The sequence below is a fragment of the Candidatus Poribacteria bacterium genome (genome assembly GCA_009839745.1).
Classification (GTDB): domain Bacteria; phylum Poribacteria; class WGA-4E; order WGA-4E; family WGA-3G; genus WGA-3G.
This window is the reverse complement of record VXPE01000042.1, coordinates 35451-51692: the sequence shown is the minus strand read 5'-3', so window position 1 is coordinate 51692 and position 16242 is coordinate 35451. Positions and strand designations below refer to the sequence as shown.

Sequence of the window (16242 nt, the reverse complement as noted above, 5' to 3'; positions counted from 1 at the left end):
GCTGTCTTGGATAAACCAAAACTCGTAGTCCGTAATGAAATGGAGGGCGGATTTGAGCAACGCACGTAAAAGTCTTAACGCACGTCGTTTCTCCGCAAGGAAAAATTAAAAATCTTAAAAAAAATATCTTCTATTTTCTGGGGTGTGTAATTACGTTCTGTGTGGTGGTTCTCCAATCCGCTGAGGCAAGATACACTGCTGATTTCCTAACACTTGGGGTTGGTGCCCGCGCACTTGCTATGGGCGGTGCGGGGACTGCCCTGAGTGACAATGCTTACGCGCCCTATTGGAATCCCGCTGGATTGGGACAGCTCACTCGATATGAAGTCAGTTTTATGCACTCCACGCTCAATGGAGAGGATGCTTACGATTTTGTCAGTTTTGTGGTGCCGCTTGCAAACCACAACTTGCAAGACAAAAGTCATACACTAAAAAAACGAGGCGCGATCGGTGTCAGTTGGCTCCGCGTCGGTGTTGACGATATTCCTATTACCAGTCTACCTGTGGTCAGTCGTCCTGTTGGACCTATGAACCGTCCGGAGGTCATTGGGTCTTTCAATAATACCGATAACGCCTTTCTCTTTGCTAACGGTTGGAGATTACCTGCTTTTCGTGGTATTCATTTACATCTCGGTGGGACGCTCAAACTTCTCTATATGAGTGGGTATCGAAGCACAAATGCCATTGGTGGTGGGGCAGATGTCGGTATTATCGCGATGACAAACCCAGAAAAATCTCACCAACTCATGCTCGGATTGCAGGGGAGCGATGCCTTTACGACAAAACTCTATTGGAATACACCGCCACAATCGTCAGAGCAAACATCCCATACCGAAACGATACTGCCGCATCTGAAGATTGGTATTGCCACGATACACTCGCTCCCTATCTTCCGAAGCACACTCATTCTTGCACTGGATACCTACATCCAAAATCAGGGTCAATCTCAAGCCGAGGCACCCCAGGGAAGTCCTGTTGAGTTACATGCGGGTGCCGAGTGGACGCTTTTCGATCTACTTGCCTTGCGAATTGGAATGGCGGAACGGAGTGGGAGTCTTGAGAGTGTTCGCCAACTGACAGCAGGGGTTGGGTTGAACCTCCGATTCGTCACAGGCGCGGGGGCGGGATTAGACTATGCGTTTGCGAAACACCCGGCATTAGGGGGCAGCCATCGCATATCTCTCCGAATTAGGTTTTAGTAATCGTTGCCTGCAAGGACGCGGTAGTTAAGAAATTACGGACACACGAATTTTCCCAGAACTTTTCGCACAGACGCGCCTGTCGCTGAAGGCAAGTTTCCAGCCTGTCCATGAAGGGATTCATTCGCGAGGATTGCGAACGCTATTGATTCTTTGGCATCCGCCGAGATGCCAGAGCTATCTACAGGTTCAACAACTGTATTTGCTAAGACCTCGCTGAGCCTTTGCATGAGGGTCTGGTTGTGTACGCCGCCGCCGCTCACGTAGAGGATGTCTATTGGGTTCTGTTCCGACACAAATTGTGAAATGTAAAGGGCAACTGTTTGGACTGTCAATTCGGTCACTGTTGCAACAGAGTCCCTATCTGAGAGATTGTGTTCACGACATACTGTCAGACATTCCAGTGCGAAGGTGTGTCCGAACATCTCGCGTCCTGTTGTTTTTGGGGATGGGAGATGGAAAAAAGGGTGCTTTAACCATTCGTCAATGAGCGGTTGGTGAGGAGTTCCCTGCGCGGCACGCCGACCGGCTTCGTCATAACGTTCTGTTCCATCCGTTATCTCGCTCACGACTGCATCAACACACATATTTCCCGGTCCTGTGTCTGCCGCGGAGACCGAATCAAACGATCCGTTAGCGGGAAGCACGGTGAGGTTCGCGATCCCTCCGATATTCAGGAGGCCCACTGTTTTAGCGGTCTCACGAAACAACAGATAGTCTGGATATGACACTAACGGTGCACCTTGCCCGCCTGCCGCCATATCTGCCACCCGAAAGTCAGCGATAGTAGGAATACCGGTCTCGTGTGCGATGACCGCAGGTTCACCAATCTGCAGTGTCGATGGAACTTTACCTTGCGGTTCGTTGAGGCGGGGTAAGTGGTGAATCGTTTGACCGTGTGAGCCGATGAGATCAATGTCTCTCGCAAACATTCCGTTTTTTTGTAGGGTATGTTTGACAGCCTCCGCGAAGAGATGTCCAATGTAGAAATTCATTTCACAAATGTCGTCAACGCGGCTCGTATCGGGTTGGCAGAGAGCGAGGATGCGTTGTGGCACATCGGGCGGAAAGGGAAAAGTCTCAAAAGCGATCAGGTTTACTGTCGTTTCTAAACCGTGCCCCGTGATTTCAACAACGGCTGCATCAATGCCATCAACGGAAGTGCCAGACATCAGACCGATAACATACTTTCTCTTTTTTTTCAAAAGTTCATAAAATTTTTTCATTTTTTAATGATACCTTAGCCTGCAACATCGGCGCAGGGTTTTTGATAGGGTATTTCTTCAGATTTAAGCAACGCACGTCAAAGTCCTAACGTCCTCCGTTTCTCCGCAAGGAATAATTAAAAAACTGGGTTGTGTTTTCACGCCATATCTGAAGCTCTTCAGTCCACTGTGCCTGAATCTTATCCAATGGCTCTCTATCTAACAGCGCATCTCGGAGCCAATTATTTCCTGCTAATCGATCAAAGTGCTCGGGTCGGAACGCAAAATGGTCGCCGTATTCAGTAGTTAAAGTGGATAACATGTAGATAGCCGTCTCTACTGGCAGAAAACGTTCTCTATCGGTAATATGGATTGCAACGCCGCCGCATGGTTGTTTCGCGTGCTTTGTGGTTTCAGCAACTGGGGCAGGCGTAAAAACAGTTGGACGGAACAGAACACCCGGGAGAGACAAAGCATTTAGGGTCTCAGCCCACTTTTCACCATTACACCAAGGCGCGCCGATATATTCAAAGGGTTTTGTCGTTCCTCTGCCCTCGCTCATATTTGTGCCTTCAAACAAGCATAAGCCGGGATAGAGTGTTGACGTTGTGAGTGTCGGCATATTGGGCGAGGGGGGCACCCACTGCAAGCCGGTGTCATCATACCACATTCCGCGTTCATACCCGGGCATCCATGCAACGTTTAAACGGCACCCTGGGACACGCTCCATCTTTAACAGTGTTGCCAATTCACCGATTGTCAAGCCGTAACGGACAGGCATTGTATGTATGCCGACAAACGATTCAAACCCGCTTTCCAATATCGGTCCCTCCACAGCATTGCACGCAATCGGATTCGGACGGTCTGCGACGACGAAATCAATGTCGTGGTCGCTGGCGGCTTCCATTGCATGTAGCAGCGTTGAGATATAGGTATAATAACGCGTTCCGACATCTTGCATATCGTAGATAAGCAAATCAATATCTTCCAGTTGGCGTGCTGTTGGACGCACTGATTGTCCATACAGACTATAGACCGGGACGCTCGTGAGGTGGGGTGTTTTGTGCGAATCAACGCTGGATTTCGTCTGGGAATAGACGAAATCCGTTCCTTGTATTACATTTGCGCCTGTGGCATTCAGCGCGGTATTTCTGCGGATTTCTTCATTTCTTCGCGATGCGTTTTCATCTGAGACATCGAGGCTATTGACAGCGATGCCATCTTGAACCGCGCCCCAGAACCCGTGCTCCGGAGAGAAGATCGCAGAAAGCCGACACGATGATGCCGCCGCGAAAAGTCGGTAATTGCTTCGTAAAGTGGCATCAACTCCCGTGTGGTTTGTAATCAGACCAATTGATTTCCCGCGAATCCAGTCCTTTTTTTCTGTGAGCAGGACTGTCAATCCTAATTCAATTTTCTGTGATTTTGTCGTGAAAGACATAGGAGGTTTGTGTGTAAAGTTCCGGTTCGGAAGTTAGACCGTAGCGCGTTGCTACGAAGCGAATAAAATATTATGGAATATCTTCCTGAATTCGATAATGCCTCGCCGATCGGCATCCGGATGCACCCGATTTGTCAACAGGATCGCTGCAAGTTTCCTTTTTAAACAGATTCGTATTGAAGTGCCAGTGAATCCTGTGTGGTAGAGACAGCCGTCATCTGTCACAATCCAGCCGATACCTCGACGTTCTCCTACCGCTGGGGCGATCTGTTGCATCCTACAAAGGCTCACCGGGCGTAAGAGGTCTCCACCGTTGTCCATCAGTGTTCTACAGAACTTACTGAGATCTGTTGATGTAGAAAAAAGCCCGGCATTGCCAGAGACGCCGCTAAGGAAATGCGCATTCTCATCGTGAACCTGTCCGATGATTACGCCCTCTCGCCAATCGTAGCGTTCGTAGTTCACCATCCGACGTTCAAAACTGTTGGAATCCTCTGTTGCTGCACAGTAGTTGCGCCATGCTTGTGGCGGATTGAACCGCGTCCATTCCATACCGAGTGGCGCGAAAATCCGATCGTGTGCCAATTTGTCCAAGGATTGTCCAGCCACTCTTTCAAGAAGTGCTCCTAAAACGATATACCCCAAGCAACTATACACGGCTTTTTTCCCGGGTTGAGATTCCAATGGCACCCCTCCGAGGTAGGAGATTACATTTTTTCGTGATCGGACACGCAGGTAGACAGGTAACCATGCGGGGAGTCCTGAGGTATGTGTCAGCAGGTGTTTAAGTGTCACCCCCTTCTGTTTGAACTCCGGCAGGTATTTCTCTGCAGGCGTATCCAAAGAGAGTTTGCCGCTCTCAACGAACTGCATGCAAAGCGTTCCTACAACAACCGGTTTCGTCAGCGATGCCAAATCGAATAACGTCGTGTGAAACATCGGTAGCCTTTTCGGTTTCACACATCGATACCCAAACGCCTCGTGGTAAAGCACCTTTTTATCCGTCAGGATGCAGACGACGGCACCGGGAAACACCTTCTCGGAGATGCTATTCTCAATAAGTGTTGAAATTGTTCCTTTTAACAATTGAGTTTCCTAACAGAATGCGCATATTTGATGGCGCTACACGCACGCCCCTTTTGAGTTGACGAACAGCCTACTTATATGATACACTATCTATTATCTTTTGGTAAGTATTTTTTCATCTGCAGGTAGGTTTTCAAACGATTGCGAAACCCGGAGAATTGGATCATGGAAACTTTATGCCCGAAAGAACTTCAGGAAATTATAACAATTGAAAAACCTTGGGGAGGCTTCATACAATATGTCCTCAATCAACCCGTTACCGTCAAAATTTTAGAAATTCGGGCAGGCGAGCAGGTTAGTTATCAGTATCACCACCACCGAAGTGAGTTGTGGATTCCGCTTGATGAGGGTGCTTGTGTAAACCTTGAGGGCACCATTCAACGTCCCGCCCCTATGGAACCGGTGTTTATTCCACAAGGTGCCAAACATCAGCTCATCGGTGAATCTAAGGACTATCGAATCCTCGAAATAGCGTTTGGGCACTTTGACGAAGAAGATATTGTCCGTCTTTCGGACAAGTATGGCAGACGGACTTAAGCAACGCCCGTCGTTCCTCCGCAAGGTATAATTAAAAAAAGGTATAATTAAAAATTGGACAGTAAGCTACATTTTGGGGTTGACAATGAGATAGCCGGTTCGTTCCCCCAGAAGGCACAACAGAAGGTTGATACCGCTTTGCAAAGCATTCACCTTCTATTTCAGGATGAAGCAGAAGCACCGCTTTCCGAGCTGGAGCGTGGACTTCGTGCGTGGACCCGAAGTCATCTCGAAGCCGAGGATATTGCTCAAGTCGTGGTGTTAGCTACACGCGCGCGTGAGGCATTCTCCGTGTTAGTCACTATTGGCGTCGGGGGTTCCGACCTGAGTGCCCGCGTCTTTCACGATTCTTTCAACCATCCGTATCATAATTTGCTGTCGGTCGAAGAACGCGGAGGTGCCCCAGAAGTCTATTTCACAGGCGACACCTTCGATCCATGCCGGCTTATCGGCTTACTTGGAATGCTCAAGGCGAGAAATCTCCTTCATAAGACGCTTTTCAATGTCATTAGCAAATCCGGAACAACAACCGAAACTATGGCGACGTTGATGATTATCCGTGATGCACTTGATGATGTAAACTGGCATCAACAAATCCTCGCGACGACCGGATTAACTGCCGACAGTGTACTCTTCCGAATGCATAAGCAATCGCCGTTCTACGGGGACACGCTGCTTCCTGTCCGTGATGGTGTCGGTGGACGGTTTTCAGCTTTCTCTCCAGTCGGGTTGTTCTTTCTTGCTATGACCGCAGGAAAGGGCGAAACTCCGAATGCCCGAATTCGTGCCGCTGTCGAAGGTGTGAGTCAGGCACATGAAGCCTTTAATCTTGCTTATAATCATCAGGATAACATTGCGTATCAATTGGCGCGCTGGATTCATCTCTTTGAGGAGGTCGATGGAAAAGGAAATATTGTTTTTTACAACTACGCCGATAGTAGTTGCCTTGGTGAATGGTTCGTCCAACTTTATACGGAATCTATTCAGGAACGCGGCGGTGGTGCTAATGTCATAAATGCGAAGGGACCCACGAGTAATCACTCTATTCTCAACGGTATTATCGCGGGCCCCAGGGATAAAGTCGTTTTATTTATCCATTGGGAGGAACTTGGTCCCGGCTTAGTCCTGCCGACAGAGACTGGAATGGACAGCAAATTAATCGAGTTTGAAGGATTAGCCATGACACACATGCAGACCGCTTCGTATCGCGGGACTGCTTTAGATTTTAGTGAGAACGGGGTCCCTAATGCAACGCTAACCGTTCCAAAGCGGAATATCCGGTTTATTTGCCGGTTGATGCGTCTTTTAATGGATACGATTGCCGTAAAGGGCAGGCTCCAAGGGTTACACCTTGACAATAATGGGGGGAGTGAGTTAACATACCTGCAAGACGGGGTTGAAGGTTATAAACGGAATTTCCGATCTTTTTTAGGGTCTTCAGTTAACAGTTAACAGTTTTCAGCATAACTCCTGTGGTGGTAACTGAAAATATACCTGCCACAGTGTGCTTAACTGACAACTGACAACTATAAACTATAAAAAATGAGGAATAAACTCTCTGCTTTACGATTCCATGATAAAATATTTATCGCCTATGGTTTGGTCTTCCTTGTCATGTTTGGCGTTGTCTTTGGGAGTACCAGTTTCCTGATTCGGCTTGCTTTTAAGAGGGAAATTGACTCTTATGTTGGGAGAGTTCAAGCTCAAATTTCAAACAATTATCAAAAGTTGCTCAACAAAGTTCAAAAAGAAGTCCACGCCACAGCGAATGATGCAAGACTGCACCGCGTCATAGAAAGCGAATCGCGCTTCCCTTATCTACCGGCACCCGAGTTTGATCTCTTGGAGTATGGGACCGCGGATGGCAGATTGCTATATCCGGACACGAAGATAGGACAAAGGACGCGAACGTATAATTCGTTGGACGACGATGAGGGGCATATACGGCTCAGAAGTATTCCGCTACAGAGTGATCTGGGGTTGCAGTATATGGTTCAGGGAACGGAAGCCGGCGAGTGGGGGTTCGTAACAGGAGGCTACCTCTTGCAGACGTGGCTGGAGACGACCCAAACCACTATCCAATCAGATGAGCATCCCATCTTCCTTGTAGGAAGGTCCCAAATGTCGGACGCAACATCCTTTGACACCGAACCGAAAGCGACAGCGGCAGAAGATTGGCTCCCGCTAAATTTCGCAGCTCAGACGGCGCACGGGAGAGGATGGTTTAAATCACTGCCGAGTTGGCTCCCAGAGCGAAAAATCTTTTTACAGGGAACAGAAGAGACCAGTGGACGCGCTTTTACTGCTTTTCGGATAACACCTTTCAACTCACCCTTCGCGACCACGCGCGAGAAACCCGCTGTTGGCTTAATCGTTGCATATTCGCATGAACGTCAAGTGAGATGGCAGCGGCAACTTACGATTACACTGCTTTTGAGTGGCATCGGTGGACTCGCGTTGGTTTATCTCATCAGTTATATCATTAGCCGGCGGATGACGCGTCCTATCGCGGTGCTACGTGAGGGGGTTAGCCATATCGCGGCGGGGGATCTTGATCATCGCGTTAAAATCCAATCGCGTAACGAGGTGGGACAGCTGGCTGAAGGGTTCAATCAAATGGCACGGGACCTGAAGCAAAGCATGGAGGAGCGTATAGCGGCAGAGCGTGCCGCGACTTGGAGAGATGCCGCTCGGCAAGTGGCACACGAAGTTAAAAACCCGCTCTTTCCGATTCGGCTCTCTGTTGAAAATCTGCAGCAGGCGAAATCCAATCCTGAGGTTTTTGAGCAAATATTCAGTGAATGTACGGACACGGTCATTGAAGAAGTGGATCGGATCGGTAAACTCATTGACGAGTTCCATCAATTCGCGCGAATGCCGAAACCGCAGCGAAAATGGAGCCAATTGAATGACATTGTGAGAACTGTCCTGACACTCTACACCGGTAGACACATACCTGACCTTGAACAGGAAAATGAAGTCGCACCGATGAGTTCAGAGCAGGTGGATTCGGTACTACAGGATTCTACTGAGAAGTTCTGGCTTGAAAATATCTCGAAAATTAAAGTTAGGACCGAATTAGACCCGCTGCCTCTACTTTTAGTTGATCCGGAACAGATTACACAGGCACTCGGCAACCTCTTGAAAAATGCAATTGAAGCGATGCCTGAAGGTGGATTGCTTCAGGTGAAAACCCATTTCACACCAAATGGCAGTCCGTCAGAGCACGTTGTGACAGAAGAAAATGATAACAATCGTTATACACCAAGTAGGGGTCAACGAGAGAATCTCGCGGCAACTGAAGATGATAGCAACCGTCATGCCCCGAAAGTCATTAATGGCACGGTTTCACTGGAAATCCAAGATACGGGGTCCGGTATGTCCGAGGAGACTAGGGCGAATCTCTTTGTGCCTTATTACACGACAAAATCAGAGGCGAATGGTAGAGGACTCGGTGTGCCAATTGTTAGAAGGATTGTCACAGAGCATGGTGCCGATATAGACTTCCAAAGCACTGAAGGCGAAGGCACGACTGTCCGTATCCATTTTCAAACGCATCAAGGAACTCGCTCCGAGGAGTTTACATCGGCGACTGAAGAATTAATACCACAACTCTAACACGGAATTCCTAAGATTTTTATCACGAAACTGAAACTTATCCGCAAGGTGAAATTAGAAAATGGAAACGATTCTGATTGTAGATGACGAAAAAAATACGCTTAAGATGTTGTCCCAAGGACTCAAGATGCGTGGGTATCAGGCACTTACAGCTGCGAGTGGTGAAGAAGCATTGCAACAGTGCATCCGGTCGGATGTGGATCTTGTATTGTTAGATATCTGTATGGAAAATGGGATGGATGGTGTTCAGACACTTGTCAAACTTCGTGAACGTTACCCGGAATTAAATGTGGTGATGATGTCTGCGCAACAAGATATTGAAATTGCCGTTAAAACAATGGAACTCGGTGCGAAGCGGTATATTACAAAGCCGATCAGTATTGATAAAATTCTCTCCAGTGTCCAGCCGTTTTTAGACATATCCCGTTTATCACAAGAAAATGAGATTCTGAAATCACAAATTACGCCCGCCGACGAAATGGTAGGTGAGAGTGCAGTTATTTCGCATCTCCGCTCGCAGATTCAGCGGGTCGCGGAAAGTAAACTCGGTGTCTTAATCTCTGGTGAGAACGGCACGGGTAAGCAACTTGTCGCGAATGCGATCCATCGACAGAGCAGACGTGCCGCGAAAACCTTTATCCCGCTCAACTGCGCCGCTTTACCCGATGAACTCATTGAGAGTGAACTCTTTGGACATGAACGGGGTGCGTTCACTGGTGCTGACTCACGAAGACAAGGACGCTTTGAACTTGCTCACGGTGGCACCATCTTTCTCGATGAAATTGGCGATATGAGTTTAAAGGCGCAAGCAAAGGTCCTTCGCGTCATTGAAACCGGCGAAGTCGAACGTCTCGGAGGAAATCAGATTCGGACGGTAGATGTTCGCATTATCGCGGCGACGAACAAACACCTCCCTGAAGAAATTGAAAAGGGGCGGTTTCGGCGCGATCTTTTCTATCGACTGAATGTCGTGCCTATTAACGTTCCACCGCTTCGAGTACGGACAGAGGATATTCCGCTGTTAGTGAAATATTTTGCCGAGCGTTTACAACTCAATATTGCATCCACCCCGAAAGTCATTGATCCAGCAGCTTATGCTGTGTTTCAAAGTTACAATTGGCCAGGGAACATCCGGGAGTTAAAAAACATCGTTGAACGCCTCCTGATTATGGTAAATCGAGATGTTGTCATGGCACCCGATGTCGCCGAGGCTTTGGCATTGATCCCGCAATCTACTTCCCCGCATCCATCGCCAAGTGCGGCGCTGGATCAAATTGCCTTACACTCTTCTCTTGGGATACCGCTCTACAAACCTGGAATGGCGCTGAGTAAGATGGTGGATACTGCCGAGGCTCAATGTATCCTTGCCGCTTTGGAAAATAATAAATGGAACATCCGACGGACCGCAGAAGCATTAAAGGTAGAGCGGAGTAACTTGTACAAAAAAATGAACCGGTATGGCATTTCTCGGCCAAGTTCTGCGAGTTAAATTGTAGGCGGGAACCCTGATTCCCGACTGTTACCATGATACAGAAAAACATCAACGAAAACGGTGGGATGACGCTACTTCAGCTGCTCATCCTTGTTATTATAGCCATTATCATTGGGGGACTTTCCTTTCCACCCTGGCGGGAGTATCGAAAAGTGAGCGCGGCGGATATAGATGTCGAAACCATCGCTATTGCTATCCAGAAATACGTCAAGCATACCGGGCGGTATCCAACGAATTTAGATGTCTTGGTAACGAATCCTGGCGTTGAAGGATGGCGTGGGAACTATCTGGAATCTGTTCCAGAGACACCATGGGGTGGGGATTATGTTCTCCATCAAAACACCTACAAGATAGGGATTGCGAAAAATCACCCGCGTGTTCCCGAAAAATACCGAATCGGCGGTGTCGCGGAGATTAGTAGAGTTTATCATGCGGACGCGCGCCTCGGTGAGAAGTATTGGTGGTAGTTATACCATTTCTGATTGAAATTGTAGCATAAACTTCAGTTCGTGCATGCTTGTAGCATAGACTGTTAGTCTGTGCACTCAGGGGCTGCTAATGCAATATAAACTTTTAGAAGTGGTATTAGTTTTCAGTCACAAGAGACGTTCGGTAACAATTCACCAAAAACTTGGAATATTCCAGGGTTTGGAAAATTGTTACAAGAAACCCGCTTAACTGACAACTGAAAACTGATAACTGACAACTATTAAAAAATATGTGGGTCTTTATTTTTCTTTTTGGGCTGGCAATCGGCAGTTTTCTCAATGTATGTATCCACCGTATTCCGCTCTCAGACGTATCGATTCATTCGCCACGCCGCTCTTTTTGTCCTGAATGTAAGAAACCGATAAACTTTTATGACAACATCCCCGTTTTGAGTTATCTGCTTTTGCGAGGAAGGTGTCGGTCTTGTAAGGCGAAAATTTCCGTTATATACCCGTTGGTTGAATTAGCGACAGCTGCCTTGTTTCTGTTCATGTTCTACCACTTCGGGGTAACCCTCGAATTTCTACTCGCAATTGCTTTCATCGCTGTGTTGTTGCCGATCTCTGTCATCGATGGAAGGCACTATATTATTCCAAACGTCCTCATCGTGACGGGATTGATTCTCGGTTCAGTGATTGTCTGTGCGATCGCATATCAACGTGCCGATGTGTCGTATCTGCTCACGCGCCTCATCGGTGCCGTTGCTGGATGGACGGCGTTATGGTTGATTGCCGTAGTTGGGAGTGCTATCTTACGCAAAAAAGCGATGGGGGGTGGCGACATCAAACTGATGGCACTCAACGGATTGTTCCTCGGTGCGTGGCCCGAACTCGTGATGGTAATCGCCTTCTCTGCCCTGAGTGGTGCGATCGTCGGGAGTGCCTTGATTCTCTCTGGACGGAAAGGTCGGCAGAGCCCTATCCCGTATGGCCCCTTCCTCGCCGGTGCCGCTGTGCTTGTGCTTTTATGGGGGGATAGACTCTGGGGGACCTACTTGCGATTCGTTGGATGGAATTAATTGTAGGAGGGATTTGTAATCCCGATCAAGCACACGGCGTGTGCCGTCGCCATTTAATGCGATGGAGAAAATATGAAAACCTTTTACATACTCATCTGCCTACTGATATTCGCCTTGAGCCAGCAGACTATCCATGCACAACAATCGCCTGTGACGGAACCGCGGAAAGAATCTGCTGAAGGTTTTGTTAAACTGGGAATGCCTCTGGAAGAAGCACTTACGAAGATTACTTTCATTGTTACATGGTTAAGCGGAGACGGAAGTGATGAAGTGATTTTTGAAGGTGAGGGTGTAACCCGGGAGAAAGACTACATACAACTTAGGAGACCAATAAAACGTCGGTGGACCGAAGATGTGTACGGGCACAGTCATTATACGCTTCTCTTGAAGTGGTGGAACGTCTTGAAACTGCCTTAGGGTAGGATGATTTCTACTGCTTGCAATTAACTACATTTATAGCGTATAATTAAATCCCATAAGGAGGATACGACATAATGGATGTTAAAGACGCGATTCTTTCACGACGCACGATTTTTAAGTTCAAACCGGAACCAGTGCCAAACGATGTCATCGAACAGGTTTTCAGTTACGGAATATGGGCACCGAATCACCATGTCACAGAGCCGTGGCGGTTCACAGTTATTGGCGAGGAGACGAAGTTGATCCTCGCAGACCGCTACCGAGAGATCAAGATAGAGGATACACCCGACCACGTTGATGCCGAAAATCTTGCCAAAATCGGTGAGTTGGCTTACGAGAAATTCATGTCCAAGCCGACGATTATCGCCGTTTCGTGCATACAAGAGGGTGATGAACAACGTCGACGGGAAGATTATGCTGCCGCCTGCTGTGCTGTGCAGAACGTCCAACTCGCCGCATGGGATGCTGGGGTCGGGATGCAGTGGAGCACCGGTAGAATCACGCTCGAAGAGCAGACGTATCAGTTGCTGGGAATTGATTCGTCACAGGAGTACATCATCGGCTTCTTCTACACGGGGTATCCCGCCGACATCGGCGCACCAAAGCGACAACCCGCAGGCGAGTTTATCCGCTGGGTGGCATGATTGGCTTGCTTCGCAGTGAGAACGGTCAACCGTCAGTGGTCAGTTCGGGTCAAACGTTCTCATCTACCACAGTTCCTAATGGCCGATGGGGAGACGGTGTCCCCTAAATGGCTAACTGGTACGCTGCCTTGGCATTCTGCCAAAAGAACTTCGCTTTGACTGCCTCACCTTTCGCACTGAAGTAGTCGTTCACAATCTGTTGCACGACTTTATACGGCGCGAAGCGTTCAGATACGGGCCAATTACTCCCGTAGATGAGCCTATCCTCACCGAATGCATCCCATAACACATCTATCGTTGGGGTGTAATAGGCGACATCCGTAGGGGCAGGGATTTGCCCAGTGTGTTCTGCGAGTCCGGATACTTTGCAATAGATGTTTGGGTAGCGAGCCACTTCATGGATTGCGGAAACCCACCCTGGGTCGGGGGGCTGTTCTGATATTCGCGCACCTGCGATGTGGTTGATGACAATACGCATCTCTGGTGTATGTTCAACTAAGGTTGGTAAAACTGATAGCATCTCAGGATTAATCAACAGGTCCAAGGTGAGTGCTTTCGCTGCCAATTTTTCAATATTAGCTAAGAACGTGTTGTCACTGATGGCACGTAGGTGTCCCCCGCCGAGGCGTATCCCGCGAAAGAGTGGATTCGCAGAAAACCTTGATAGGGAGGCTTCAAAATCTACGTCGTCGGGTTCTAAGTGTCCAACGAACCCCACAATGAAAGGCTCATCTGCGGCGAGGTCCAGAATCCACTGGTTGTCCTCGAGCCATTTGCTCGCCTCAACGACGACAGTGCCTGTCGCGCCTTCGGGAACAGCGAGTGCTTTGTAATCTTCTGGCATCACTTTTCGGTAAAGCACATCATCATCTGGATTTGGCCACGGGACACCTTCGGGGCGCGTTGGATCGTAGAAATGTGTATGTGTATCAATAATCATGTTTTAATTTTTCCTTTTATCATAATAGGGTTCTTAACCTGTTTGCTGTTTGGATGTAATCCTTCTGACCAAACACAGCAACAGAATCGGGAACTGCAACGCGATGTGTTAAGGCTCAGAATGGGGCAGGCACTCAATCCGACAGATGCGGAAGGGTATATTCAACTCGGTATAGCCTATCGTGAACTCGGTGAATATGAGAACGCTATGGAGTCTTTTCAAAATGCTATCGCACTTGATGATAGGCACCATCACGCCTATAACAACCTCGGTTTGGTTTACGCCGATCTCGGCTTGTTTATCCTTGCGATTGAGACGTTCCATACCGCGCTTGAGTTATCCCCGGGAAACCCCGCCTTCTACAATAATCTCGGCTATGCTTACGACATGACAGACCAGTTCGACGAGGCTCTTGCCGCCTTTCAAAACGCAATTGAAACAGAACCAACCTTTGCTGATGCCTACTACAATATGGCGAGTACTTACCTCCACCGCGAAATGTATCAGGATGCTATTCAAAATTACGAGGCAGCCCTTGAGATAGAGGAGGGCGATGCCGATACCTATTTTAACCTCGGTCTCGCTTACGAGGAGAATGGGGAATTTCTTCGCGCTATCCAATCCTATGAAAAAGGGTTGTCCCTTGATGACAGCGATGTAGAGGCTTATTATCGTCTCGCGCAAGCGTATCAAAAGAATGATGATCCGCTCATGATGCGTCGCTATCTGGAGATTTTCTTGGAACGCGCGAAGGATATTCCTTATCTTCAAGAACAGATCCGCACTGCCGAGAAGATGCTTGATAGGTAATGCTTTTCTTTAAAATCAGCAGGAATTCTGACTTCATTCCATCCGGGTTCTTATTTTTTCGGGCACCGAAGAGTTTCCGCGTCTTAATTTTGTCCTCGTAGACTTTTTCAAACACAAACCCACGTTCCGTAAAATACTCCACCAATATCCGCCACAGTTCAACCGTTATGCCGTCAATCCGTGGATTGCCGACGAAAATACAAGCGGCTGCCCCCGGTCTCAGTTGATTCATCGAATTTTCAAGTGCGTTGACCGTATGGCAGAAATAGGAGTCGAGCCGTTTCTGTAGGTCGTCCCGAGTGAGCATCTCCCTGATTTTGTTCAACGTTTCGGTCTGAATCAGTCGATCTGCTTTCCGATATGGGATTTCAAGCCGTGATAATTCACGAATCTCTTCTTCAGTGTGTCCTAACCAGAAGAGGTCCCTCTTTGTAGAGCGGATGTATTCTTGCGCTTGGAGATACGGCGGCGATGTGATTAACGCATCGCATTCTCTTGACACGGGGACATAAGACGAATCCACACCCCCATGAAATTCAACCGTCCCCAGATGTTCACACTGGTGCTGTGTATGCATCACGAAGTCATTGAGGTTTTTTAATGTTTTCAAGGATAGACTATATACCATCTCATCTAACTGTTCTCGCCAATTTTCCTTGAGCAGCTCCGCTATCACGTTCAATTTACGCTTGGATTTGGCAAGCTTAGGTGTTCTGTCTTCTGTATAGGAGAAGCGTCTGTTCACCTTTAGCAATGCCGATTTGATAATGGTAGAATAGACACCACCGTCCATATTATTGATGAAACCCCAATAGCGTGATAAAACTTCGAGGATTTCAGGTGCGTACCAGTATGTAACATTCGACCAAGCAGGTATAAACAGGTGGCTACTTTCTCTCATACCATCTAACAGTTTACACAAATGCTCTTCATCCAATCTGTCTTTTCCACTGTAAATTTTCAGTGGCATGATATGGTTTAAGAGTAGGTTGAGATCGAGTAGAACAGCATTGCGTTTACACAGATACGCTTCGACACCTACGGTCCCTGAACCGGCGAACGGATCGATAATCCAATCTCCTTCCTTTGTGTAGGTGTTAATAGCGTACCGGACGACTTGCGGGATAAATTTCGCAGGATACGCGAAAATAGCGTGTGTCAGATAACCGGTATCCTTGATTTCAGGGACGAGTTCTCGAAACGAAACCAACGCTACGCCATCAGATTCAGTGTCGTCTGTTGGGACCTCAGGTTCGGGGTCTGTAGGGAAAAGTATGCCTTCAATATGGGTTTGCAAACCGCTCCCGAATTGTGCTTTCAGATTACAGTTTTTCATAAGCTGC

15 protein-coding genes are annotated in these 16242 nt (G+C 48.0%); 10 read left to right on the top strand and 5 right to left on the bottom strand.

Features of this window, described 5'->3' with window-relative positions; translation table 11 throughout:
* Positions 1-161 precede the first annotated feature (161 nt).
* Complete coding sequence (locus F4X88_07145; GenBank protein MYA56052.1) at positions 162-1199, top strand: UPF0164 family protein; 1038 nt, start codon at positions 162-164, stop codon at positions 1197-1199.
* Between the two features lie 35 nt (positions 1200-1234).
* Here the strand turns inward: F4X88_07145 and F4X88_07140 are convergent, their stop codons facing one another.
* The 3 genes from F4X88_07140 to F4X88_07130 all read right to left on the bottom strand — a co-directional run bounded on the left by F4X88_07140 (position 1235) and on the right by F4X88_07130 (position 4931).
* Entirely contained in the window at positions 1235-2425 is a 1191-nt protein-coding gene (locus tag F4X88_07140) for an anhydro-N-acetylmuramic acid kinase (GenBank protein MYA56051.1), read from the bottom strand.
* A gap of 85 nt (positions 2426-2510) precedes the next feature.
* On the bottom strand, positions 2511-3845 hold the full coding sequence (locus F4X88_07135) for a DUF1343 domain-containing protein (protein ID MYA56050.1): 1335 nt from the start codon (positions 3843-3845) through the stop codon (positions 2511-2513).
* 51 nt (positions 3846-3896) lie between these two features.
* Entirely contained in the window at positions 3897-4931 is a 1035-nt protein-coding gene (locus F4X88_07130) for a beta-lactamase family protein (GenBank protein MYA56049.1), read from the bottom strand.
* 165 nt (positions 4932-5096) lie between these two features.
* Here F4X88_07130 and F4X88_07125 point away from each other — a divergent pair, with 165 nt between their 5' ends.
* From F4X88_07125 to F4X88_07090, 8 genes are all read left to right on the top strand, one after another.
* Positions 5097-5468, top strand: coding sequence for a mannose-6-phosphate isomerase (locus F4X88_07125; protein ID MYA56048.1), 372 nt, complete (start codon positions 5097-5099; stop codon positions 5466-5468).
* 54 nt (positions 5469-5522) lie between these two features.
* Positions 5523-6920 (top strand): hypothetical protein, encoded by a 1398-nt coding sequence (locus F4X88_07120; protein MYA56047.1) that lies wholly within the window; start codon positions 5523-5525, stop codon positions 6918-6920.
* Between the two features lie 90 nt (positions 6921-7010).
* Complete coding sequence (locus F4X88_07115; protein ID MYA56046.1) at positions 7011-9086, top strand: HAMP domain-containing protein; 2076 nt, start codon at positions 7011-7013, stop codon at positions 9084-9086.
* Positions 9087-9147: 61 nt separating this feature from the next.
* Entirely contained in the window at positions 9148-10575 is a 1428-nt protein-coding gene (locus F4X88_07110; protein MYA56045.1) for a sigma-54-dependent Fis family transcriptional regulator, read from the top strand.
* A gap of 35 nt (positions 10576-10610) precedes the next feature.
* Positions 10611-11045, top strand: a complete 435-nt coding sequence (locus F4X88_07105) for a hypothetical protein (protein ID MYA56044.1) — start codon at positions 10611-10613, stop codon at positions 11043-11045.
* Positions 11046-11296: 251 nt separating this feature from the next.
* On the top strand, positions 11297-12085 hold the full coding sequence (locus F4X88_07100) for a prepilin peptidase (protein MYA56043.1): 789 nt from the start codon (positions 11297-11299) through the stop codon (positions 12083-12085).
* 72 nt (positions 12086-12157) lie between these two features.
* A complete protein-coding gene (locus F4X88_07095) occupies positions 12158-12502 on the top strand; it encodes a hypothetical protein (protein MYA56042.1) in 345 nt (114 codons plus the stop codon).
* A gap of 77 nt (positions 12503-12579) precedes the next feature.
* Positions 12580-13149, top strand: a complete 570-nt coding sequence (locus tag F4X88_07090) for a nitroreductase (GenBank protein ID MYA56041.1) — start codon at positions 12580-12582, stop codon at positions 13147-13149.
* Positions 13150-13252: 103 nt separating this feature from the next.
* On the opposite strand, the gene F4X88_07085 is transcribed toward F4X88_07090, so the two are convergent.
* Positions 13253-14089, bottom strand: coding sequence for an amidohydrolase family protein (locus F4X88_07085; GenBank protein MYA56040.1), 837 nt, complete (start codon positions 14087-14089; stop codon positions 13253-13255).
* Here F4X88_07085 and F4X88_07080 point away from each other — a divergent pair.
* A complete protein-coding gene (locus F4X88_07080) occupies positions 14066-14899 on the top strand; it encodes a tetratricopeptide repeat protein (GenBank protein ID MYA56039.1) in 834 nt (277 codons plus the stop codon). The two genes, F4X88_07085 and F4X88_07080, sit on opposite strands and share 24 nt — an antisense overlap.
* Here F4X88_07080 and F4X88_07075 read toward each other — a convergent pair.
* Positions 14799-16235 carry a site-specific DNA-methyltransferase gene (locus tag F4X88_07075; protein ID MYA56038.1) on the bottom strand — a complete coding sequence of 479 codons (1437 nt, stop codon included), beginning with the start codon at positions 16233-16235 and terminating at the stop codon, positions 14799-14801. The genes F4X88_07080 and F4X88_07075 overlap by 101 nt on opposite strands.
* Between the last annotated feature and the right edge of the window lie 7 nt (positions 16236-16242).

Coding starts and splice junctions, on each gene's coding strand:
- F4X88_07095 (MYA56042.1), top strand. CDS start 12,158: ATGAAAACCTTTTACATACTCATCTGCCTACTGATATTCGCCTTGAGC.
- F4X88_07085 (MYA56040.1), bottom strand. CDS start 14,089: ATGATTATTGATACACATACACATTTCTACGATCCAACGCGCCCCGAA.
- F4X88_07135 (MYA56050.1), bottom strand. CDS start 3,845: ATGTCTTTCACGACAAAATCACAGAAAATTGAATTAGGATTGACAGTC.
- F4X88_07090 (MYA56041.1), top strand. CDS start 12,580: ATGGATGTTAAAGACGCGATTCTTTCACGACGCACGATTTTTAAGTTC.
- F4X88_07140 (MYA56051.1), bottom strand. CDS start 2,425: ATGAAAAAATTTTATGAACTTTTGAAAAAAAAGAGAAAGTATGTTATC.
- F4X88_07100 (MYA56043.1), top strand. CDS start 11,297: ATGTGGGTCTTTATTTTTCTTTTTGGGCTGGCAATCGGCAGTTTTCTC.
- F4X88_07115 (MYA56046.1), top strand. CDS start 7,011: ATGAGGAATAAACTCTCTGCTTTACGATTCCATGATAAAATATTTATC.
- F4X88_07110 (MYA56045.1), top strand. CDS start 9,148: ATGGAAACGATTCTGATTGTAGATGACGAAAAAAATACGCTTAAGATG.
- F4X88_07105 (MYA56044.1), top strand. CDS start 10,611: ATGATACAGAAAAACATCAACGAAAACGGTGGGATGACGCTACTTCAG.
- F4X88_07080 (MYA56039.1), top strand. CDS start 14,066: ATGTGTATGTGTATCAATAATCATGTTTTAATTTTTCCTTTTATCATA.
- F4X88_07075 (MYA56038.1), bottom strand. CDS start 16,235: ATGAAAAACTGTAATCTGAAAGCACAATTCGGGAGCGGTTTGCAAACC.
- F4X88_07125 (MYA56048.1), top strand. CDS start 5,097: ATGGAAACTTTATGCCCGAAAGAACTTCAGGAAATTATAACAATTGAA.